General features: G+C 39.6%; 18 protein-coding genes. 10 read left to right on the top strand and 8 right to left on the bottom strand.

Going from position 1 to position 23,347, the window contains the following annotated elements; translation table 11 throughout:
- Positions 1 to 716: 716 nt before the first annotated feature.
- The 3 genes from GKO22_RS04860 to GKO22_RS04870 form a co-directional block, all read right to left on the bottom strand.
- Entirely contained in the window at positions 717 to 1,964 is a 1,248-nt protein-coding gene (locus tag GKO22_RS04860) for a PepSY-associated TM helix domain-containing protein (RefSeq protein ID WP_166332976.1), read from the bottom strand.
- Positions 1,965 to 2,048: 84 nt separating this feature from the next.
- Positions 2,049 to 3,293: a DUF4374 domain-containing protein gene (locus GKO22_RS04865; RefSeq protein WP_206367820.1), complete on the bottom strand. Its 1,245-nt coding sequence runs from the start codon at positions 3,291 to 3,293 to the stop codon at positions 2,049 to 2,051.
- Positions 3,294 to 3,305: 12 nt separating this feature from the next.
- The gene (locus GKO22_RS04870; RefSeq protein ID WP_166332977.1) at positions 3,306 to 5,495 is read right to left on the bottom strand and encodes a TonB-dependent receptor; all 2,190 of its coding nucleotides are present in this window, start codon (positions 5,493 to 5,495) and stop codon (positions 3,306 to 3,308) included.
- Positions 5,496 to 5,788: 293 nt separating this feature from the next.
- Between GKO22_RS04870 and GKO22_RS16725 the strand changes: the two genes are divergently transcribed.
- Entirely contained in the window at positions 5,789 to 5,983 is a 195-nt protein-coding gene (locus GKO22_RS16725) for a formylglycine-generating enzyme family protein (protein WP_262886473.1), read from the top strand.
- A 71-nt stretch (positions 5,984 to 6,054) separates the two neighbouring features.
- Entirely contained in the window at positions 6,055 to 6,225 is a 171-nt protein-coding gene (locus GKO22_RS16730; RefSeq protein WP_262886488.1) for a formylglycine-generating enzyme family protein, read from the top strand.
- Positions 6,226 to 6,753: 528 nt separating this feature from the next.
- Here the strand turns inward: GKO22_RS16730 and GKO22_RS04885 are convergent.
- The 3 genes from GKO22_RS04885 to GKO22_RS04895 all read right to left on the bottom strand — a co-directional run bounded on the left by GKO22_RS04885 (position 6,754) and on the right by GKO22_RS04895 (position 9,224).
- Positions 6,754 to 7,248, bottom strand: coding sequence for a nucleoside deaminase (locus GKO22_RS04885; protein WP_166332978.1), 495 nt, complete (start codon positions 7,246 to 7,248; stop codon positions 6,754 to 6,756).
- Between the two features lie 12 nt (positions 7,249 to 7,260).
- Positions 7,261 to 8,766 carry a PAS domain-containing sensor histidine kinase gene (locus tag GKO22_RS04890; protein WP_166332979.1) on the bottom strand — a complete coding sequence of 502 codons (1,506 nt, stop codon included), beginning with the start codon at positions 8,764 to 8,766 and terminating at the stop codon, positions 7,261 to 7,263.
- Positions 8,767 to 8,852: 86 nt separating this feature from the next.
- The gene (locus tag GKO22_RS04895) at positions 8,853 to 9,224 is read right to left on the bottom strand and encodes a response regulator (RefSeq protein WP_166332980.1); all 372 of its coding nucleotides are present in this window, start codon (positions 9,222 to 9,224) and stop codon (positions 8,853 to 8,855) included.
- A 493-nt stretch (positions 9,225 to 9,717) separates the two neighbouring features.
- Here GKO22_RS04895 and GKO22_RS04900 point away from each other — a divergent pair, with 493 nt between their 5' ends.
- The 7 genes from GKO22_RS04900 to GKO22_RS04930 all read left to right on the top strand — a co-directional run bounded on the left by GKO22_RS04900 (position 9,718) and on the right by GKO22_RS04930 (position 18,979).
- Positions 9,718 to 10,149: a S24 family peptidase gene (locus GKO22_RS04900; RefSeq protein WP_166332981.1), complete on the top strand. Its 432-nt coding sequence runs from the start codon at positions 9,718 to 9,720 to the stop codon at positions 10,147 to 10,149.
- The gene (locus GKO22_RS04905; RefSeq protein ID WP_166332982.1) at positions 10,133 to 11,374 is read left to right on the top strand and encodes a Y-family DNA polymerase; all 1,242 of its coding nucleotides are present in this window, start codon (positions 10,133 to 10,135) and stop codon (positions 11,372 to 11,374) included. Before GKO22_RS04900 ends, GKO22_RS04905 begins: the two co-directional genes overlap by 17 nt.
- A gap of 43 nt (positions 11,375 to 11,417) precedes the next feature.
- Positions 11,418 to 12,095 carry an SOS response-associated peptidase gene (locus GKO22_RS04910; RefSeq protein ID WP_166332983.1) on the top strand — a complete coding sequence of 226 codons (678 nt, stop codon included), beginning with the start codon at positions 11,418 to 11,420 and terminating at the stop codon, positions 12,093 to 12,095.
- 603 nt (positions 12,096 to 12,698) lie between these two features.
- Positions 12,699 to 13,274, top strand: a complete 576-nt coding sequence (locus GKO22_RS04915; protein WP_166332984.1) for a TetR/AcrR family transcriptional regulator — start codon at positions 12,699 to 12,701, stop codon at positions 13,272 to 13,274.
- 7 nt (positions 13,275 to 13,281) lie between these two features.
- Positions 13,282 to 14,616 carry a TolC family protein gene (locus GKO22_RS04920; RefSeq protein ID WP_240920134.1) on the top strand — a complete coding sequence of 445 codons (1,335 nt, stop codon included), beginning with the start codon at positions 13,282 to 13,284 and terminating at the stop codon, positions 14,614 to 14,616.
- Between the two features lie 31 nt (positions 14,617 to 14,647).
- Positions 14,648 to 15,778 (top strand): efflux RND transporter periplasmic adaptor subunit, encoded by a 1,131-nt coding sequence (locus GKO22_RS04925; RefSeq protein WP_166332985.1) that lies wholly within the window; start codon positions 14,648 to 14,650, stop codon positions 15,776 to 15,778.
- A 30-nt stretch (positions 15,779 to 15,808) separates the two neighbouring features.
- Complete coding sequence (locus GKO22_RS04930; RefSeq protein WP_166332986.1) at positions 15,809 to 18,979, top strand: efflux RND transporter permease subunit; 3,171 nt, start codon at positions 15,809 to 15,811, stop codon at positions 18,977 to 18,979.
- Between the two features lie 641 nt (positions 18,980 to 19,620).
- On the opposite strand, the gene GKO22_RS04935 is transcribed toward GKO22_RS04930, so the two are convergent.
- A complete protein-coding gene (locus tag GKO22_RS04935; protein ID WP_166332987.1) occupies positions 19,621 to 20,532 on the bottom strand; it encodes a diacylglycerol/lipid kinase family protein in 912 nt (303 codons plus the stop codon).
- Positions 20,533 to 20,608: 76 nt separating this feature from the next.
- Here GKO22_RS04935 and surE point away from each other — a divergent pair, with 76 nt between their 5' ends.
- Positions 20,609 to 21,334: a 5'/3'-nucleotidase SurE gene (gene surE, locus GKO22_RS04940; protein WP_166332988.1), complete on the top strand. Its 726-nt coding sequence runs from the start codon at positions 20,609 to 20,611 to the stop codon at positions 21,332 to 21,334.
- 620 nt (positions 21,335 to 21,954) lie between these two features.
- Here surE and GKO22_RS04945 read toward each other — a convergent pair.
- A complete protein-coding gene (locus GKO22_RS04945) occupies positions 21,955 to 23,298 on the bottom strand; it encodes an MFS transporter (protein ID WP_206367821.1) in 1,344 nt (447 codons plus the stop codon).
- Positions 23,299 to 23,347 lie beyond the last annotated feature (49 nt).

Consider the following 23,347-nt stretch of genomic DNA (forward strand, 5'->3'; position numbering starts at 1 on the left):
ATTTTTTAGTTTTCTCTGATCAACTTCAATTTACAGATCAATTTTTTATATGTAAAACGAGATATTGCCAGAGCACAACCTTTTCGGAATAAAAATTTTCCGTTTTTTATTTAAAAATATGCAATATATTCCACAAAATAAGGATTTGAGTTAAGGGAAACCTGCTTGAACTACTTATTCAGAAAACGATAGTTTTTAAGCCAAAGCTACTTTAGTCTTACCTAGTAGATTATTGATATCAAAAGGCTTTTGAATAAAGCCTTTTGGTTCTTGGATCCCATTTAAATAGGTTCTCAAAGCATGCGCATTCCTTATAAGAACCAGAATGACTTTTTTGGTCTCAGTCTTACGTATAGATTTACACAAGTCAATCACAGAATCATCAGATAACATAACATCGAATAGATATAGATCTGCGATGTGCAATCTCTATTACTGAAGGCTGCTATGCTTTCAAAACTCTGAACAAGAAATCTGCGTCAGTTAGTAGGGTCTCCAACAAGTCTCTTATGCATTATCATCCTCTACAACAAATATCTTCATCCTAATCTTCATTTCTATCTGAACGAATACAATGTACTGAATACAGTTCTTATAAGTCTTTGAAACATTGGAATATAAAATTCTTTAAATTCTTGATAGGATTTATTTCAGGAATATTGTTCGTTTTGTGAGACAATAATCTTTATGTGTTTGAAAAGTATATTCTATTTTAACTAAGGTAAAGTTGTTGCCGATAGATGATTTGTAGATATTAAATCTTGTTTTCTTTTTCGGTTGTACCACACGATGAAACCGGTGATAGGTAGCGAGGCACAGATAAGCGAAACGATACATGCCAAAATTTTTGTAGATAGCCCACCAATGGTACCAAGATGTAAATCAAAATTTAGTCTGATCAATTTTTGACTAGGATTAAGTTCAGCATACTCCATATTTCCTTCTCGTCCAAAAGGAATTCTCTTGGGATTTTCTGCTAATGTTGCGGCATGGAACATACGGGTGTATGCGCCATAGAATTTGCCTGGGACCGGATTATATAGCATATAAACCATATCTCTATTTCCTCGTGGATAGCCAATCTTATTGTGCCCTTCGGATTTACCTTCTTGCTGGTAAACTTTCTGCCAAACCGCATCCCACGGGTGAATGTTTACATCTGAGTTGGTCGATTCTTCCGAGATTTGTTTGTCAGCCGTAAGCACAGTTTTACCTTCGCCTAATAAGGTATGATAACCTGCTTTAAACCAGTCGAAGCTATAGTAAACACCAGTGTACGTCAGGATAAAGGCAAAAATAAGCGTGTAAAAGCCCAGCACATTGTGCAGATCTATATTGAGACGTTTCCACTTGGCACTCCATTTTATACTAAAGCTCTTTTTTCGCGTACTGTTATTCCATTTTTTTGGATACCACCAGATGATTCCAGTAATCAACACCACCAAGAATATCAGGCAATTGATACCGACAAATGGACTTCCAATTTCGGGTGGCAACCAAAAGAAACGATGACCAGCACGGATGAAATAAATAAATTGCAGCGTCTTACTATCCTCAAAGTATTCGTCGTATATAAACTGTTTGCTATAAGGATTGAGGTGTATATTGCCATGTGGAATATGCTTCGTAGCATCAGCATACTCTACTAGCAAACTCTCTCCTGGCTCTCTGTACGTAATGGCAGCTACTTCAAACTTTTCGACTGTAGGTCGACTATCAAGATACTCTTGCGCCACTGCGAGATAAGCCGATGGGCGATCCAATGGCAGATCTTGCTTTTCGACCCTATTGAATGGCATGGTAAAATAAGCAATTTCGTCTCGGAAAACCCAAATAGCCGCGGTAAAGCAGACCACGAATACAACTATGCCCGAGAAAAGACCCAGCCAAAGATGCAGCCATTCGCTGACTTTCCGAAAGGTCGACTTTCTTTTTTTTGGCTTTCGCACAGACGATTTTGTCATAAAATTGGTAATGATGTGGGGGGGATTGGTCATCCAATAGAAGAGCGGCTCAATTACCGCTCTTCTTGTAGTTCTGGGTATTTTTTATCTTGCTGGGTGTGGCGCAATCAGATTCACTGTTGTTCCAGTTAGCAATTTTAGACCAGGTTTTGCAGCATTAGCATCTCCAGCAGGATCAAATTCGTAAATGGCAGCAGCACCATCCGTTGGTGTAATTGCTGTGTAGTATTTGCCATTTATAACTAATGGTGAACGTACCATACTAACTGGACTAAGTGGTGTATTCATCAGGGTAACCTGTTTGTTAGCCAAATCCAATTTTACGACCTGCCCTACATTACCTAACCGATCACGTACAGAAGTCATCATCTCTTCGTACTGCACCGTACCAAATGCGATACCGCCGCCTACGTAGTTAATTCCCATTAAACATGCTTGCTTGCCCAATGGTGTAGTGACATCAAGAAAGTAATCTGGATCAAAACGCTCTTCACCCTTTTTGATACGAACTACACCAGATTTGCCGCCTAGCCCAGTCCAGAAACGACCTGCACTTGCAACAAAGTAGTGATTGCCTTGTTCATCGCTTGTAAGTGATGATAGATAATCATAGCCGATCCCTGCATTGGTCACGTTCGAAGTAATCACACGCATATTGCTCATCGATGGATAATCATACACCATCGCCTGTACACCACTTGCAGTATACCCTTTGTTTTCGTAGTCATAATAATAACCACCCATAACGAATTTATTTCCGTCGACATATCCGCGTCCTACGGCAAACTCTACAGCTGGAGTTGCTGCATTATACGGCACATTTAATGTACCGCGCGCTTCCACGACAAATTCAGGAACACGAATACGAGCCCAACCTGCTGCACCTTTAGCACCTTGCTCTTGAGACCCTAATACCAATAAGGTATTATCATCAGCCACATTCAGTGATTGAAAGTAATTGGGTACAACACCATCTACGGCAATAGCGCCTTTTTGCGTAAGCGTGCCATCCGCATTCATCTCATATTGGATAAATTGTCTTAGGACTAGATTCATCACATATACGTGGTTTTTGTGCCACAAGTATCTAGAGCCATTTGCCTGCAAACCATTGCCTACAAAGCTTAACTCACCTTCGGTCAATGAAGAGGTTTGCGCCAAGTATTGCGATCCATCAGGAGCCCAAGCGCCAACGGTATACGAACGTTCGGCATTTTCATCTGGATCAACTGTTGGTCCGTCTGAGCTACAGGAGATAGTTAGCGTGCTGAGCACCATTAGGAATGCCGCTGCATAATTCAAGCGTCTTCTTATAAACTGTTTGTTCATAATATTGAAATATTAAAAAGGATTAGAGATATGATACGTGATTTTAAGGCTAAGGAAGCGACCTGGTTTTTGCAATAAGTAGTTGTCGTACACTTGTTGATTGAACAGATTGTAGCAGTCGACACCCAATGTTAAGCCAAGGTTTTCAAAAGTCATAGCAGCGCCCACATCCTGAATAAACTGGCGTGGTACAAAAGCATTTGTTGCGCGGTTGCCTAAGCTAGGCCAACCAAAATAGAATTTCTCAATGTATTGCGTATTAAGGTACGCACTTAGAAATTTGGATTTTCCGGCTTGAATGGCCTGCATTCTGATTTCACTATTGGCGAAGAAGTATGGCATATTGCGCAGTCGATCATTGAACACCACATTGGAAGATCCACTAGGCGTTAAACGTTGTTTGTTGCGGATATCCTGATAGGTGGTACTTAACGTCCAGAAGAACCTTTCTCGGATATTCAACCGTGCCTCTACTTCAAATCCTTGGCTACGTATTTTCTCCAAGTTTTCATAGCGAGCGGTGCCAAACAAATCACCTTCACCAAGCCATATGAGATTTTGGGTATTCCTAAAGAAATAAGTTCCCGAGGTTTCCAATCTCACTTCATCGCTCCATCCAAAGCTACGTTGAACAGACGCATTTAGGTTTTGGCTCTCTTCAGGACGCAGGTTAGGCGAATTTAAAATCGTAGTACCATCACCAAAAAGCTCGACCGTTTCGGGTAGGCGAATACTATTTTCCAAAGACATTTTTAGTGCCCAATCCTTTGCTGGAATCCAACGCGCGGCATAGCTACCACCCCATAGCAAATCGTCGCTAGTGATCGGCACAAGCTCGCGCTGGGAGTTTCCAGAATATTCATACGCCACCGATTCGGCGCGATACTGAAAGGCTCGAAATGATATGATTTGTTGAAAAGTTTTATCTCTATTGTTGTGTTCTACGGCTGCCGCCAAAATATTTTTGTTCATATGTTGCGGCTCCCGCAATGGGATGGTCCATTCGGCTACGCCTAATTGGTCAGAACCATCACGGCGTGCCCAGCTTCCGTTGTAGGCTAATCGCGTTTGCCATTGTTCCGAAAAACGATAGTTGGCATTTATTCTTGATTGCGAATTGCGGTCTCTGAACTGATAGATAGACTTTTGTGCCCTGATGCCATTTAATTCGCCTTGCACATTGGGATCTATAATAGTACCTGCCCAATTAAATTTATTACTGCTGGTATCTGTCGTCGTTCCGCGCAATGAATTGATGCCTGCAAATACGTCGATATCCAATTTACCATTCGCCAAGTTTCGCTTTACATACCTCACATTGGGCATCAGAAAACGATCATGGTATCGTACTGCACCATATACGAAAGCCATTGTACGCCCCGTCTGTATGCCGCGATCACTACCAGAAGCATACAGCCCAACTGAAAGAAGATCAGCCCAAGCCAGTTCGCGAAGACCGATTGTAGCTTTGGCGCCTATACTTTGATAATCGTCGTTGAAACGCTTGAAACGTAAGTTTTCAATAATCCTGCCGTCGGCACCAGCAATGGCTACGCCTGGCCCCCATACTTCATAGTTATTATCCGTAGAGTTCCCAAAAGCATTGAGCTGTGCAAAGACTTTTTGATTCTTAGATCTATAGTTAGATGATAGCGTCGCACGGTGGGTATTGAATGATCCGGCAGCGTACGAAAGCTCCAGATTATTCTCTACATCTTGCCGTGTTACCAAATTAATTGCGCCACCAAGAGCATCGCTACCTAATTCGATTGGTGTTACACCTTTGTATACCTCTATTCGTTCTAAAGAGTTTGACGGAATGCTTCCTGGGCCAAAAGCAGAGCCAAGATTGTTGATAGGGATTCCATCTACGAAAAACCGGATTGCATTGCCCGTGAGCCCATGAATAGTATAAGATGCCTCGCTACCTAGTCCGCCACTTTGGCGCACACGTATACCCGGCAGGCGATCGAGCACGCGGTTGAGATCAAGATTTTGCGAGCGTAATGGCTGCATGTCAATACCATCGGCCGCGAAAGGCGAACGACGCAAATCGGCCGCTTTCTTTTGCCGTAATACGTCTACTCCCTGAATTTGTACCCGTTTGGTCGTGTCGACTTGTGGTGACTGCGCCCTTAAATTCTGTCCTACTGCCGCTGATAAAAACGCTAAAGACACTAATGCCTTATGTAACTTTTTCATAAATAGATGGGCAAATATATAATAATTTAGACTAAATCTAAAGCAGATATTTGCTTTTTCCAATTCAATTGCAGCATGTAAATTATTGATTTAAAAATTCAATAGTTTCGATAACACTCAAATATGAGGTTCACAGTTTTATGATCTCGTCAGAAAAATTTTCACTACAATCAATAGTGCTTTCAAATCCCAACTACGTTTGTTATTATAAACAGATGAAGTTATTTACGTGGAAGTGTAATCTTCACTTAAATGAGCTACGATTATTAATGTAGTTTTATTATTTAGGGACAATGAAAAAAAGCAAGTTCAGCGAATCACAGATCATCAAGATTCTATCACAACCGTATTACAATATTGATAGTAAAGACATTTTGGAAAATAAGTTATCAAATGGATTTCGTTTACCATCAGAGGCAGAGTGGGAATATGCCTGTAAGGCAGGCTCTGCTGGGATTAGGTACGGCGAATTGGAATCTATAGCTTGATATAAAGGTAATTCTGATAATAGAACACATATCGTGGGGCAAAGGGAGCCAAATAAATGGGGTCTTACGATATGCTAGGTAATGTCTGGGAGTGGTGTTCGGACTTGTACGATACGGAAATATATGGATCATATCGCGTGTTCCGTGGTGGGGGCTTCTACGATGATCAAAGAAGTGTAATGGCTACAACACGAAGGAGAAGTCATCCTATGAAGTTTAAAATTGCTAAAAATGTGTTATAATGGGCAGAGAATTCGCGTAAGTAAGGACCATAAAAAGAGTTTTAAAGAATCATGCTATGTTCTGTAAGTATGTAACGATCCCAAAAAATCTACAGATATAAGGTAGATAAAAGTTGCCAAGTAATTCGGAACAAATCCTTCTCATAAAACCAATGTTTCGATAGTAAAACATGTAGCTATGCTTCTTACAAAATACTCTGATAAATACGTGACGTTTCGCCCCAAGGATGGTAACCATCTCCAATATAAACAAACCCGTACCTTTCGTAGTATCCTATATGATCTGTACAGAAATTTAGATTTTTAAAGCCCATTGTAAGTACCCCATTTTTCAGACAGCAAAATCTGCTGTTTAAATTTATTAAGGTATGTAAAACATCGTTCTCGCGATTATAATTAACATTTCTATTTCCTATCGATTTTGATCGAAAATTAAATTAAATTCTTTTTTCATAGTTGGATGTTCCCAGTAGACCCAAGTTTCGATATACTTAAGCACTCTGAATTTCTTTACTAACAAAATAAAATTCATCTCGATCCTTCTTTTACATCACCTTTGGCCTCACGCGACATTTTTGTCCACCTCTCAAAAGCTTTTATCGCATCGCTGGCGCATAGACGTGTAAATGTAACAGACTGCTCTTCACTCTTATTTTGCAACTCATCGAATATAAACTGATCTCCAAATCCTGCCCACTCAGCATCTCGCTTTGTGTTGCCATAATAAACTTCGGTGATATTTGCCCAATATATCGCGCTAACACACATCGGACATGGTTCTGCGGAGGTGTATAGCGTGCAACCGCTCAAATCCGCTTTACCAATCTTTTTAGCTGCTGCACGTATTGCATTTATTTCAGCGTGGGCTGTTGGATCGCAATCCAAGGTCACCGAATTTGATTCAGCGCTTAACACTTTACCGTCGCGGACTATCACGCATCCAAAAGGACCGCCATGCAATGTTTTTAGATTTTTCTCGGACAGTGCTATTGCACTTTGCATAAATTTTTCGTGGTTTTCCATTTAATATTTTGATTACAGGGAGAGTGGAATAGTAATACTGAAAACGGATCCTTGTCCAATCTCACTTTCTACCCAGATCGTTCCGCCGTGGTCGGAGATAATCTGTTGAGATATATATAATCCAATACCAGCCCCAAAATAGTTGTTGTCATTTGCCGATACGCGGTAAAAGCGATCAAATATTCTCTTATGGTTTTCTTTGGCTATACCAATACCCGTGTCCGTAACAGATATTTTCGCAAAATTCCCTACGCGTCCGATGTGAAGGATAACCTGCTTGGTATCCTTTGAATACTTAGCAGCATTAGTAAGCAAATTGGTAATTACCTGCGAGAGTTGACTTCTATCACCTACTACATTAAGATCTGAATTACCATATAGCACGAAATCATGATCGCTATATACTTCTGAAACTTCCCCTAAAGTAATATTAACAATTTCTGCAATACTTACCACTTCGGAAGACCGTCTTGTTGATCCAGACGTAAGCATCGAGGTATCCAATAGATTTGCAATTAAACGACTTAAGTTTTCAAGAGAATCCGTAGCTTGTTTTAATCGTGGCTGGTATCCGTCAGTTTCCCCTTTATTGAGCATACGCTCAAGCAGCTGCAAATTTCCTTTTACGACCGTTATTGGGGTTTTCATCTCATGACTTGCTATAGCGATAAAATCGTCTTTCTTCTTTTCTATCACATAACGTTCCGTAACATCTTCCATAGCCAAAAGAATCCAGTTCTGATAAGTTTCCCCCACGGTTATCTGAGATGCATTGAGCATCAACCTACGATTTCCGATGTAAGGAAAATCGTGAACAACCTCAAAGTCTTCAAAAGGGTTATGTTCTGGTAATACATTTCGCAATAGGTTAATCAACTCAGGGATATCCCAAGAACCTTCCAAAACGTCAGTCAATTTGTGATCCACTAATTCATTTGAATTGACTTTAAAGAATTTTTCGAAATGTCGGTTGACTAGAGCAATATTGAGCTCAGGATCAAGTACAATCAAGCTTTCGCGTATGGTTTCCACAATTCCTTTTAAAAACTGCTCATGCTCCTGCAACTCCTTAGTTCGTTCATTCACTCTTTTTTCAAGATTTTCCCGCTCCAAATTTAAATTATGCTCAGCCTGTTTGCGTCGAGAGATATCGTTTTGAATGCCAATAAAATGAGTGATATTTCCATTTTCGTCATGTACAGGTGAAATAGATAGTTCATTCCAAAAAAGTGATCCATCTTTTTTATAGTTGCGAATATCTACCTGACATGATTTGCCTTCTTTAACAGCGGCAGCAATGGTCTTGCGAACTTTTTGATTTCTATCATTGGCTTGAAGAAAGCGGCAATTGTGGCCGACTATTTCATCCATGCTATACCCTGTGATATCGCAAAAAGCCTGATTGCAATATATTATAGGATTGTCCGGCTGATTATTATCTGTAATTACTACGCCATCGAATGAGGCGTCTAAAGCAGTTCCAAATATTTTGCTTAAAGCCTTCGCATATTCCGGCATAACTGTTGAATTTCTATAGTATAAATGAGATACACTATAAACGCATATGTTAAGCCAATGTTTAGTGCTTCTTAAAAGTTAAATACTTATTTATCATTACTAAATATTAATCTGCCGATCATAGCTTCAAGATCCGTTAAATTAAATGGCTTTATAAGATAAGCATCTGCTTTACTGCTTGTTGCCAGATTGGCAAAATCTGTATTTGCAGAATAGAAGATGATGGGTATATGAGATGTCTCAGAAGTTTGTTTTAGCAATTCAACAGATAATAAGCCTCCCTGGCCTGGTATCCAATTGTCCATAATAATTAGATCAGGCTTTTCTATCAGTACATCATTTAGTACGTCATTAGTTTCACTTCGATAAGCAACTTCAAAACCGAGCTGGCTCACGATGATACCAGATAATTCTGCTGTAGCGCTATCATCTTCAAAAATTAGTACTTTTTTATTCATATGGCTTTGCGTCACAACATTTAATTATAAGCAAAAAATAACATACTGACACGGATGCTATCGCTTTAATATTGTATGGTAAAATCCTAGTTCAAATGCTTAATCAAACCTTAATTCTAGGATCAAAACATCTTCACAGATAACAAATATACTAAAATAATTAGTGAAAAAAAATGATCCTTTATTGAAGTTTATTATGACATACATTGATTAATTAATATTTGATAAGGTAAAATCTAAAGCTTCAAATGTCGAATGACCTCACGTTCCTTAGGGATCTATGATTTTGAATAGAGAGTGCTTTACCGTTATATAGATGGTGATAGTAAATAAGATTTTAAAAAATATATCGGTCATAATAATGCATCGGGTCAACATTTTTATACCTCTAAATATTACTGCTTTTTAGGCTATCGAACTAACAAATGTTAAAAGCGACCTAAATTTAATAAGTATTATCTTTTTACTAATTTTTTTAGCATAACTTTGCATTATGATTAGGAAGGTTCAGCAGCGAGCACAACAAACAATATCAGGATTTAAATCTCCTGCCGATGACTATCTGGAAGGAAGATTAGATATCAGCGATGTTCTTGTTATAGATCCACATTGCACATTCTACTTTCGAATGGATGGTGATACTATGTCAGGGTTTCAAATTCCTCATGGATCATTGCTAGTTGTAGATCGCTCTCTGCGCGCAATTGACGGTGCTATAGTCATCGCTTGCTGGCAAGGTAAATTGCTTTGCAGGAGTTTAAACTTCTCCCCTTGTGGTGCTGCTAGTTTGCAGTCTAGTAATGGTATAGACCCTATTGCTAAAGATGCTAATTTAGAAGTTTGGGGAGTAGTGATTGCGGTGTGTTACAATGTAATGCCTAAGGGTTTATTAAAGGGTAAGTATCGAAATGTTTGCGCTTTGTGATTGTAATAATTTTTATGCTTCGGCTGAGCGGTTGTTTCGCCCTGCTCTAAAGGGCTTACCTATTGTCGTATTATCAAATAACGACGGGTGCGTTATAGCTCGCAGCGAAGAAGCTAAATTAGCGGGTATCCGTATGGGAGATCCAGAATTTTTAATACGTGACCTACTTAAAAAACTTGATATACATGTTTTCTCTAGTAATTACGTGCTATATGGAGATCTGTCAGAACGCGTGATGAGCAACTTATCTAGGTGGTTTCCAACGGTTGTGCCCTATAGTATTGACGAGTGTTTTGCATGGGCTGGAGGAATGGACAACTTAGATAATTATGTGGTTCTGGTGCGGCAAGAGATTATTAAAAATACAGGTATACCCGTATCAATTGGCATTGCTCCCACCAAGACACTTGCGAAAATGGCAAATAAAATTGCCAAAAAAAGTGGTGGAACTTGTGTGCTTTCGACATCAGATGATATAACTAATGCAGTAGCACAATTTCCTGTTGAAGATCTCTGGGGAGTTGGGCGCCAGTATTATCAAAAACTGGCAGCGTTGAACATACAAACTGTTGGCCAATTGAGAGATCTTCCTGAAGGCTGGTTCAAGCAGCATATGACTATTCAAGGTCAGCGCTTATGGAACGAATTATGGGGGCGCCCTATGCTTAGCTTAGGCGATCCACCACCAAAGGCAAAGGGCTTATCCGTTACAAGATCATTTAGCGGATATATCGAACAAGTTGACATATTATGCGAAGCTGTGACTGCCTATGCTTCGCGATTAGCAGAAAAGCTTAGAACGGAAAAGATGTGTTGTCAGTTTTTAGAAGTGTTTCTTTTAACCAATAAACATAGAGAAGATCATCCTCAACATTACCCTAGACACACCCACCGACTACCAATAGCCAGTAATAATACGCTAGATATAGTAGCTGCTGCGACCAGAGTTGCTCGAATGTTATTTCAGTATGGTATTAAATATAGAAAAGCCGGCGTTATTGCCACAGCCCTAATTCCGGAGCATGAACTACAATTCCATTTATTTCAACGGCATGATCCTAAAGCTGATAAGTTATCGGAAATATTGGATCATTTAAACATGGCTTATGGACGAGGTACTGTACGTATAGCAAGTGAGGGTTATAAGAAGCAGTGGCGTTTAAAACATGAACACTTAAGCGCTGGATATACAACGCGGTGGGAAGACATTATTAAAGTTTCATAAAATTTTATAAATCAGTTAATTACCAATAGGGAGAAGGGGATTTATGTGTGGAAGAACATTGATCAGTGAGGCAAAAGAGCTTGCCGCAAAAGCTGGCTTACAATTAGGCGGCGAAAACAAAGCAAAAGATACAAACCGACCTCCTGGCACAGAGATGCCTGTCATAATAGACGCCCGTCCAGGGAAACTTCACTATATCCGCTGGGGTTTAATTCCAGCAGGCAGCATCGAGCCACCAAAATTTTCTACAACCTACGCGCGTATTGAAACTATGCATACGTTGCCAAGTTACCGAACCTTGATTGGTCGTAGGCATTGCGTATTTGTTGTTGATGGATTCTACGAATTTGACAAACGGCAAACACCTAGTCAACCTTACTATTTTCAACGTAAAGACGCTCAGACACTTTATTTAGCCGGATTGTGGGATACTTGGAAAGATCCGGTGAAAGATATGATGATTCCAAGCTGTACGATGATTATGCAGCCAGCAAATGAGTTTATTGGACAAATTCATGACCGTATGCCCTGTATACTATCTGCCTCAGAAGCAATGGTATGGCTAGAACCCAGTGTGGAAAAGCAGACCCGTCTTTCTTTATTAAATCGTGTTTCTAACGATTTGCTAGATGGCTGGCCTGTAGATAAAAGAGTTAATGATGCTAAAAATAAGGACGACAATAATAATGAACAGCTGGGCACACAACTGAAATTATTATAGATAGAACAGTTTTATCTTGAATACAGTTTTCACGGTTAAGTAATTGATAAATTAGGTTTTGATGTTTACCAAATCTGTAGAATAACTATCTACAAATAAAATGATTGGTAAAAAATACTGTTTTCACAACGAGATATATTTGATTTTAGTCGTGTTACGATCAAGTACAGATATTATTCTGATAACTTTTCCAGCTTTTTTTACATATCCAGCAAGATCAAAGCAAGAAGGTAATCAAGGCTTATTAAGATTTCAATCTTGGTCGAAATATTTATAACCGAATAGTTTCGGAATAAATTCGCCGTCAACCTGCTGGGTAATGAAACAAATATAACTTAAACTTAGGGAATTTTTAAATCTATCACCTGCAAGCTTTAAACTAAGAATTACTTTCACTTATTGCTACAGAAAGATTTGATAGCTTTTCTTTCTACAAAAATGCATCCTTTAGCATATCGGATAACTTCTGATACGATATTCTGTATTTATCGATCCACATTAGAAACATAAAACTGTCATTTATTAAACACAATTTGTCGATCAGCGTTAGATAACAAAATTTTGACATTTGCTGATATATAAAATAACTAGATTTGCAACCGAATGAACGATCAAATAATAGACAAAAGAGAGGCAATATTTGAGAGCACTTTAAAGCTTATCAATGAAAAAGGATTTCATGGAACTCCTATGAGCCAAATCGCTACAAATGCAAAGGTAGCAGCAGGTACAATTTACCATTACTTCGAATCCAAGGACGTACTAATAACAGAGCTTTTCATTTACCACCGCCAGAAATGCATAGAATATGTTTTTGCGGAAACCGAGGGCCTAACTTATCAAGAAAAATTCTTCGAGATATGGAATAGAGTTGTTGATTACTATCTTTCCAATACAGAGGTGTTTTGGTTCGACGAGCAGTTCTACTCCTCACCGTATTACGAGCTTTTAGAAAAATCACAGAAGATAAGCTTTTATGGTATTGACCGACTTCGAAGCTTCTTGAAAGATGGGATTGAGCAAAAGGTTATCAAGAAACTGGGATTCCCCACTCTGATGCCACTATTTATTGGTTCTGCAAAATCGTATGTCAGAATGGAAACATATGGTTTTTACAAGACCGATCAGAAAGAGCGTGAAGATATAATCAAAATTATCTGGGATGGAATCAAAGCTTAGAAGTGGTATGATGAAAAAATTATTAATAGCACCCATATTTACAATGCTTATTGTGAGTATGTCATACGGTCAGGCTCGTTCAACTCAGAAAAAATTGCCTGAAAATGCTACTCTGGATCAAGTCATAGAATTTGCTCTGGAGAATAAGATTGAGCTGAAACAAGCTGATATAGATAAAGCTATCGGAGAGAGAGAAATCGCTTCTGCACTTTCGGGATGGTTTCCTCAAATTGGTGCAACTGGATCAGTAGTTAGAAATATCCAAATTCCTATTGCAATTATTGATGGAAACGTCATACAGATGGGTCAAAGAAACACGGGAAACTTATCATTGCGAGCTGATCAGTCCATCTTAAGTCCTAGTTTAATGCAGGCCTCTCGCGCTGCAAAATACGTGCGTCAGCAGAATGATCAAAATATCGAGGACACCGAGATTAATACCGTGGTAGATGTAAGTAAAGCTTATTACGATATACTTACCTCGGAAGAATCCATCAATATTATCAAAGAAAATATTCTGCGACTCGAGCGGCAGTATTCTGAGGCAAATGCCCGCTACGAGACTGGACTAGTCGATAAAACAGATTACAAAAGAGCACAGATATCTCTGAATAATTCCAAAGCCGAACTTAAAACGGCCACAGAGATGCTCGACTACAAGTATGATTACTTAAAAATGCTACTAGGATTACACCCTAAAGAAGCACTTAGCCTATCGTTCGAAAATCAATCTATGGAAAGCAATATCTTGCTTGATACTTCGCAAAATGTAAGCTATGAAAATAGAGTTGAATACCGGCAAGCAGAAACATCCAAAAACATCCAAAAGCTAAATACACAGTACCAGAAGTGGCAATTCTTACCCGAACTGAGTGCTTACGGTTTGTATAATGCAAACTACTTTAACAATCGATTCAGCGAATTATTTGCTAATAATTTTCCTAGTTCTTCGGTGGGATTATCCCTAACTATGCCCATTTTCACAGGCGGCAAACGTATCCAAGAGATTAGGAAGTCAGAACTACAAGAGAGAAGAATTGAATGGGATTTAAAGAACTTAGAGAATCAAATCAGTACAGAATACTCCGCTGGGATGGCTAGCTACAGATCCAATATGAATGAGTGGAGAAACTCTAAAGACAATATGGATCTCTCGGAAGATGTCTATAATACCATCAAATTGCAATACGATGCAGGAATAAAAACTTATTTGGACTTAATGACTGCAGAGACAGATTTGAAGACCAGTCAAATAAATTATTTAAATGCACTTTACGCTGTTCTTGCAAGCAAGCTAGATATACAAAAGGCATTAGGCACCGTAGATATAGCAAGAAACTAAAGAACCAAATCAAACACGTTATATAGTAACCATGAATAAGAATCATATAATTTTCGCACTTATAATAGCATCTTCTGGGCTGTTTTTGCAGTCATGTGGCTCGCAGGACAAATCAGATAAGCAGCAAAAAGCAAGCAGTCAGCAGCAACAAGCTGTTCCAGTATCCACAACCATTGTTCAAAAAGAAATTGTCTCGGGAATTAAAACCTATCCTGCCAGCGTTGTGCCAATGCAGGAGACACAAATGTTTGCCGAGGTAAGCGGGTATATCACTAAAATCTATGTCACCGATGGAGCATCCGTATCTAAAGGTCAAGCCCTGTATGAGATAGATCATATTAGATACCAAGCTGCAGTAAACGAAGCTAAAGCAAACTTAGAGATTGCAAAGAGTACTTTGGATCGCTTTAATAAGGATTTAACGCGTTATCAAAAGCTCTCTGAAAGCGATGCAATTGCTAAACAAACATTGGACTATGCTTTGACAGATGTTACTAATCAAAAAGCGCAAATTCAATCTGCACAGGCTGCTTTAACTACCGCAGAAACCAATTTACAACGCTCGGTGATAAGAGCGCCCTTTAGTGGAGCCGTCGGCATATCTCAAGTGCGTGCAGGCGCCCTAGTTAGCGCAGGTACCACATTGTTAAACACGATAAGTTCCATTAATCCCATCGCTGTAGAGTTTCAAATCAGTGAGCGCGAAATCTCTGAATTTGACGCCTATAAAACTGGAAAATCTTCAACCGAGATTACCGTTACACTTCCTGGAGGTGAAAGCTATACTCAATCTGGAAAAATAGCAATCATTGATCGCGCGGTAGATCCTACAACAGGAACTATTAAAGTTCGCGCTTCATTTAATAATACCCAAAATGCTTTACGCGCAGGGATGAATTTAACTATCAATGTAAAAAGCACATCACAAGTTGAGCAAGTTATTATTCCGTTTAAAGCTGTACAAGATCAGCTAGGCGTTTATAATGTATATGTTGTAAATGATAGCAGTATGGCCGAGACCCGCCCTGTTGAACTAGGTCTAAAAACCGGAACCAATGTAGTGATAGAATCAGGGGTTGATGCCGGCGAACGCATAGTGGTTGATGGCGTTTTTAATGTTCGTCAAGGCGCTAAAGTTGTTGAAGGCAAAGCTCAAAATTAAGATTCAAATTAGCATACTAATCACATAAGAATGATATCAGAAGTATTCATAAGAAGACCCGTCACTGCTATTGTCATATCAATATTGATTATGATTATTGGCAGTATATCAATATTGACACTCCCCATAAGTCAATACCCCTCCATAGCTCCACCAACGGTGACCGTGACGGCGAACTATACAGGAGCAGACGCGCAAACCGTCGAGCAAACAGTAACAACGCCAATTGAAAGTCAAATAAACGGTACACCCGGCATGATTTACATGTCATCTAATAGTACCTCAAATGGTCAGTCAACCATAACAGTAACTTTTGAAGTTGGAACAGATATAGATGTTGCGACTTTAGATGTACAAAACCGTGTTGGTATTGCAGAGCCTGCATTGCCGGAGGCTGTACGGCGTTTGGGTGTCATTACCAGAAAGGCCAATACCGACATCTTGATGTTGGTTTCTTTAGTATCCCCTGACGGCTCGAGAGATGATAAGTTCCTGGCAAACTATGCAAACCTTTACATCAAAGACGCTATTTTACGTGTTCCGGGTGTAGGTGATGTTAATGCTTTTGGACAACCCTTTGCCATGCGTGTATGGTTAGACGCTAATAAGCTTACAAGCTTAAAACTGAGCCCTACGGAAATTTCAACAGCGATAGCAGAACAAAATTTACGTATGCCTGGGGGCTCCGTAGGTGCTCCGCCTTTACAGAACTCACAGGTTTTCGAGTATCCTGTAATTACGGATTCTGATCTGTCATCTGTTCAAGATTTTGAAGAAATCGTCATAAAATCAAATACAGATGGATCAATAGTCCTGCTTAAGGATGTAGCCAGAGTGGAATTGGGACAATTTAGCTACGCTACGACTACCAAAACCGACGGGATGAGATCTACAGGTATGATGGTTGCACAAACTCCTGGAGGTAATGCTGTAGAGACTGCTGATGGAATCTACGCTGCCCTAGAGGAAATGAAAAAATCATTCCCTCCTGGTGTTGACTACGTTGTAGGCTATGAAACAGTATCGGTTGTACACGCATCCATTGATTCGGTTATCCATACACTAGTTGAGGCGCTAATCTTAGTAACATTTGTAGTGTTCTTTTTCCTTCAATCATGGAGAGCAACACTGATACCTGTTTTAGCTATTCCGGTGTCTATTGTAGGAACGTTCATCTTTTTTACGATGTTTGGATTTTCTATCAATAACCTGACACTACTGGCTTTTGTACTGGCGATCGGTATTGTGGTAGATGATGCCATTGTCGTTGTCGAAGCTGTGCAGCACTACATAGACCATGAGAAGCTGGACGCTAGAGAGGCTACCATACGAGCTATGAAAGACATTACTGCCCCTGTAATCGCTATTGCATTAATTCTTGCAGCAGTATTCGTTCCAGTAGGCTTTATTCCGGGTATGGTCGGCCAATTATATCAACAATTTGCCATCACGATTGCCGTTTCGGTAATGCTTTCAGCATTCATCGCATTATCGCTGACACCTGCCCTATGTTCGTTACTTCTTAAACCTACTGCAGTCAATAAAGAGGCTAAAGGGTTGAATAAATTATTTTATAAATTTAATCTGTGGTTTGAAAGAGTTACAATGCGCTATTCAAAAGGGGTAAAATATGCTATTCGTAGAGCTCCCTTTGCTATAATTATTCTGGTATGTATTTTCGTCGGAACAGGATATATGTTTACCACGAAACCAACAGGTTTTATCCCCTCGGAGGACAACGGTTCATTTTTCGCTGGTGTAACACTTCCTGAAGGTTCTGCCGCTAGCCGTACCAATGAAGTATTAGAAGAACTAAATAAGGAGTTTAGAAAAGATTATCCCGAAATAGAGCATATTACCCTGATATCAGGTATAAACATTTTAAATAGATCCTACAAATCTAATGCCGCTACGCTTTTCATATCGCTTAAACCATGGGCTGATCGCAAAAGGACGGTAGCTGATATCACGGGGGCTATAATGGGTAAATATGCGACTTATAGTAAAGCCAAAATTTTGGCAGTCACGCCGCCTGCTATACCAGGTTTAGGTACATCAGGAGGTTTTTCATTGATGATCCAAGATCAGCAAACTGTAGACATCAAACAATTTGAAGGCGTTGTTGGTCAATTTCTTGCTGCTGCAAACCAGCGGCCTGAGATTGGAATGGCATATACCTTATTTAATTCCAATTCGCCAAACTTCAAAATTTCAGTCAACAGAGAGCAAGCAAAAAAAATGTCCGTTTCGATATCATCCATCTACAGTACTATTTCTGCTTACCTAGGGTCGTCGTACATTAACGACTTCACCCGCTACGGCAGAAACTTCCGTGTTGTTACCCAGGCTGATAACAATTTCAGGATGAATATTGAAGATATAAACAAACTTTACGTTAACAATACGATGGGAGCACCGGTTCCTTTAGCAAGTATGGTGAGTTGGGAATTAGTTCAAAATCCATCGATCATCAATCACTTTAATATATTTAGAAGTATTGAGGTTAGTGGTTCGGCCGCTCCGGGATATAGTTCGGGTGATGCTTTAAATGCTTTGCAGGAAGTGGCTGCACAAACCTTGCCAGCGGGATATAGTTATGATTTTTCAGGTCTTTCGCTGCAAGAGAGCCAGTCTGGAAATTCAACGATTATGATCTTTGCACTTTGTATAATCTTCGTATTCTTGTTATTAGCATCCCTTTATGAGAGTTGGTCAGTGCCTTTCTCGATTTTGCTATCAGTTCCTTTGGGTATTTTTGGAGCCATCTTGACATTGACGTTTATTCCAAGTCTGGATAATAATATCTATGCACAAATTGGTTTAGTAACAATTATCGGTTTGGCTGCAAAAAATGCTATTTTGATTGTCGAGTTTGCCAAAGAAAGGGTTGATATTGGTATGCCTTTGATGGATGCAATTCTAGACGCCGTGAAATTAAGGCTCAGACCAATTATCATGACCTCGTTTGCCTTTATTCTAGGAATTATACCCCTAATGCTTTCTACAGGCGCAGGCGCATATTCAAGGCAAACAATAGGATGGACTGTTTTTGGTGGAATGATGGCCGCTACGTTACTTGCCATTTTTATTGTTCCGGTATTGTTTTATGTCATTACTAAAATCGCCTACGGTAAGAAAAAACTTGCTGAATTGGAAGAGTCCTACGATGAAGAAAAGGCTAAACAATTATCATCACATTAAATTTAAAAAAGTAAAGTATCAGAAAAATTTTTTGCAAACTCAAGATTTCATTGCAATCCCTGCTAATTGATATTGGCAGGGATTTTTATTGAAGTAAAATTTAAGGAATTTGGGTGAGGTACCCCTATAGGAGTTATCTTTAAGTATTTTATGATACGCTATTAGAATCAAAATTTGTATAGAATAATTTAACATCTGTAAGATGTTGAGTCTTTTGAGCGCCTAGAACTGAAAAAGGCCTACTTACCAAGAATCGGGCATTTACAAATTACAATGATACATATTCGAATATTTACTGTAACCAATTTGTAACCTCGCTCCTATCCTAGCATATCGGAGGTCGATTTTCGATACACAGCAAAACGTTCGCTTTATGTAAGAGATAAATTAAGCTACATCCCTTAATCTCGTGGCGAAAATAAATGGCACCAACTTTGTAGCTACTGTAGTAGGTTAATAATTGGTTTGGTAAAAACGCCTGAAGTTCCCAACTTCAGGCGTTTTCATTATTATATAAAATCAGAACTCGGAAGCTTCGTTTTTTCAGACAGATTACACAATTTTGGATGTAGGTCTTTTCTATTTTATGGTAGCAGATTTTGCATTCGTATCGGTTTATCTACTTTCTCACACGAGAGAACTTAATTGCCTACTACTAAGAATTCCAAAACGTTTTCACGAACCTCTAAAACGAGCGGATTTTTTAGCGGCATGATTTGCTCGTCATCCAAATGCATGTACTTGCTATTGCAGTCGATATTCAGTTCTTTTGCTTCAAAGGCGTTGTAGGAGAATGATGCATTAGGATTTTCATCAATTAATTCTTGTATGTATTGGGCATAATCTTGCCTTTGTTCTTCGTTTACGATTACCACGTCAAAGAAACCATCCTCAGTGGATGCATTTGGTGCCAACATAAGATTAGGTCCAATAGACTTTATATTCATCACTTCCACTAAAAGACATTTCCCTGTATAAGTCTTACCGTCCGCCTTTATTGTGTATGATTCCGCATCTGCGTCTATTATAAGTTTATAGAGTAATTGCAAAGCAACCTTCAGTTCATCTTTTGTGGACTCCACCTTACTTTTGTCAACCGTCTCCATGGCTTGCATCAGATTTGGAAAAAGACCATAGCCAGCACTTTCCATAAAAAAATCGGTGGTGTCAGGATTCTTGATAACACCAAGATCAAACCTCTGACGCTTGCATTTTTTCCAATTTTTTATATGTATTTCATGATCGAGCTCTCTATCTATACCCAAAGTTTTCGACATGTTGTTTGCTGTACCCATCGGAAGGATAGCTATGGGAATCTTCTTTGCCAGAACACTACGGCTCACAAGTTCTTGCACTACACGACGAATCGTACCATCACCTCCGGCCACAACCGCAAAATCCGCTTGATCTAATTGATCCTTCCAAGTATTATCTTCCTTGACCGAGAAGTACACACAACCATAACCTTCTTGTTCAATAGATTTAACGAGTTCCGTATTCAGGTGATCCTCATCACCAGCTCCCGGGTTGTGTAGTAGAATAGCTTGTTCCATCGATCTTTATTTAATGTTGAACATTTATGTGAGCTTAATTGTTGTTAAAAGTAGAAAATAAATAAGAGTAAAGATTATGAGAATATTAGTCACGAATGATGATGGTATATATAGCCCGGGTATTGCAGCCTTGGCTAAGGTAGCGAAGAAGTTTGGTGATGTCTTGGTGGTGGCTCCGGATGTCGAACAGTCGTCCATGGGACATGCTGTAACCCACTCACGTCCATTGAGCTATAAAAAATCACCTATAGAATTTCCAAACATTGAAGCATATCGGGTTAATGGTACTCCGGCAGATTGTGTTGCTATGGGGACGCATCTTTGGAATGATATTGATGTGGTACTTTCAGGTATAAATATGGGACCCAATCTCGGTAATTCTATGTGGCACTCGGGCACATTGGCCGCAGCTAAGCAAGCGGTATTGTTCGGAATAAAAGGCATTGCATTGAGTACGCCAGTAGGGAAAACAGAGCCAGACTTCGACTTATTGGAATCCTATGTAGAGCATACTCTTGGATTACTACTTAAAGACACTGAACTGGCATTGTACAACGTAAATTTCCCTCCCAATCCTAAAGACATTGCCTGGACAAGACAATCTGTACGTCTATATGATGGTACCATTTTACCAGACACCGATCCAATGGGCCGAAAGCATTATTGGTTTACCGTAACGCCGTTGGAACCTGCAGATGAGGGAACAGACCGGTGGGCTGTAGAAAACGATTTAGTATCCATTACACCGTTGCGTCTTGATCTCACAGACGAGACAGCGCTCGCTGAAAAGCTTGCTCAATAAATCATTAAGATAGTGATATGTGGTAACGATATTAGACATAACATCCAATTTTATATTGCTCGCAGACTGGTATTAAAGAGTGTTGGCTCTATAATGCATTCATCATGATGTTTAGTGCAACAGAGGTATATTTTTGCTAACTTTTGGACTTTCATTTCGTATCCGTACTAATGGTAGCTTTAGCTATTATCATATTAGTATAAGACATGATGTGATTCCAATACAATAATTGGAACATCGTAATTTAACTGTCTTGACTTTTACAAAGGTTTAGAATCCTTAGTTTACTAGATATATCCGTTTTTTGAGACTAAAAGCCTTAACTATCAATTTCTTACTCACCTACTAGTGAAAAAAAATAAGGTTTTACGCTTATCCGTTAAAATAAAACTGTACACTCGCCTAAATTTATCAATAGAATTGGGTGTTAATGGATGAAAATGGTCAATTTTTATTTTTGTACAAAAGATTCTATGGATTCCCCCAAGGCGAAGAGGAATATCATTTTTAAATATGGCACAAAAAATAATGATTTTTTGAATTAACAAAAATGACCCTAAAAAGAGAAAGTAAACTTTGAAAGTCTGCTTTCTCTTTTTACAACCAATTGCGCTGGCATACTATGAACTTATTTTGCGCACACTAACCGCTCCGATAATCATTAAGCATCCTGCTGTCAGCAAAGCATAAATCGCTTGTCCCTGAAATACGTATTTTACCAAATAACCACTGGTCAATCCACTGACGATCTGCGGAAAAGTGATAAAGAAATTGAACAATCCCATATACAATCCCATTTTTCGAGCCGGTAAGCTATCGCTCAAAATCGCATAAGGCATAGCTAAAATACTACCCCAAGCAATACCAATGCCTAACATCGCAATAATCAGCATCTCGGGTGTGGTCATAAAGTAAATAGATCCTAACGCAATACCACCAATCGTCAACGATAGGGCGTGCGTAGCTTTGCGACCAATAGCACGGGCTATCCGCGGTAAAAACAAAGCATAAATTGCTGAAACGGCATTGTATATACCAAATAGCACACCGACCCAATTACCCGCATCGGCATAACCAACGGACGTAGTATCTCCGGCGGGTACATTATAAATATGCTCGGCAATCGCAGGCGTCGAAAATACCCACATCAGGAACAGCGCAAACCAAGAGCAGAATTGAACCAAGCCCAATTGACGCATAGCAGTTGGCATATTTTTAATATCTTCTTGCAAGCCTTTGAAAAAGCCACGGGCTACCAAAGGCTCGGTAGCGGGAGTAGCTTGCCCAGATTCGAAACTTTCCAATTCTTCGGGTGAATATTCCTTGGTGGTAAACACCGTCCAGAGAATGCTTCCAATAAGCACCGCAGCACCCACGTAAAACGAAAAAATCACGTTATTAGGAACGAAACCTGCTTCGGCGACTTTAGACACGCCGCCATATTCTGCCAGAATATACGGAAGCCAGGATCCCAACACCGCTCCCAACCCAATCAAGAAGGTTTGCATGGAAAAACCTAGACTACGTTGTTCGCTCGGCAAATTGTCGGCAATCAAAGCGCGGAATGGCTCCATCGTCACATTGATCGAAGCATCCATAATCATCAACATCCCAGCACCAATCAGTAAAGACGGCAGCATAGCTGCCAATACCGCCGAGTTGGGCATGAAGATTAACGCGACAGCGGTAAACAAAGCTCCACCTAAGAAATAGGGTCTTCTACGACCTAAACTATTCCAAGTACGATCACTATAATGGCCGATGATTGGTTGAACAATCATTCCGGTCAGCGGCGCAGCCAACCAGAATAGGGAGAGATGCTCGACATCAGCGCCAAAGGTTTGTAGGATGCGCGAAGCGTTACCATTCTGTAGGGCAAATCCCATCTGAATACCCAGAAACCCGAAGCTCATGTGAAATATTTGCGCTACGCTCAGCGATGGTTTACGTATTGGTTTATGCATGATAGTTGGTTTATATCGATCAACAGGTACTTTTGCTTGTGCTTCATTA

The sequence above is a fragment of the Sphingobacterium chungjuense genome, from assembly GCF_011316935.1.
Taxonomy (GTDB): domain Bacteria; phylum Bacteroidota; class Bacteroidia; order Sphingobacteriales; family Sphingobacteriaceae; genus Sphingobacterium; species Sphingobacterium chungjuense.